Here is a 660-nt window from a genome sequence, read left to right as displayed (position 1 = left end):
GATCAAAGGCGTCGACATTGACACTTCATTCTTCACCGGCAACTTTCCGCCGTCGGCCTCCCTGGAAGCCTGTTTCCTGGCTGAAGGCGAGCCGACTGAAAATACCCAGTGGGTTGAAGTGCTGTCGGCCGTAGAGCTGCAAGGTAACAGCCACCACTTCCACGAAATCAACAACGACCAGGCATTCAGCCACCTGCGCTTCAACATCTACCCGGATGGCGGCGTGGCCCGTCTGCGTGTGTATGGCGTTCCACACCGTGACTGGTCGGCCGTCGGCGACAACGAGCAAATCGACCTGGCCGCAGCCCTCAACGGTGGCCGCGCCCTCGCCTGTTCCGACGAACACTTCGGCCGCATGAGCAACATCCTTAACCCGGGCCGTGGCATCAACATGGGCGACGGCTGGGAAACTGCACGTCGTCGCACCCCGGGCAATGACTGGGTGATCGTCGCGCTGGGCCATGCCGGTGAAGTCGAGAAAGTCATCGTCGACACCCTGCACTTCAAAGGCAACTACCCGGACACGTGCGCGATCCAGGGTGCGTTCGTGAAAGGCGGCACCGACAGCCAGATCGAAACCCAATCGCTCTTCTGGCGCGAACTGCTGCCAGCGCAGAAACTGGAAATGCACGCCGAACACACCTTCGCCGAGCAGATCAA

The 660-nt window shown here is 60.6% G+C and carries 1 protein-coding gene; it reads left to right on the top strand.

Annotated features, from left to right (window positions below):
* The coding region (gene alc, locus AC1DRJ_RS31310; RefSeq protein WP_477805516.1) for an allantoicase at nt 1–660 on the top strand (660 nt) is incomplete at both ends.

The organism is Pseudomonas sp. P5_B2 (assembly GCF_056400445.1).
This window is presented reverse-complemented; position numbering and strand designations above follow the sequence as displayed.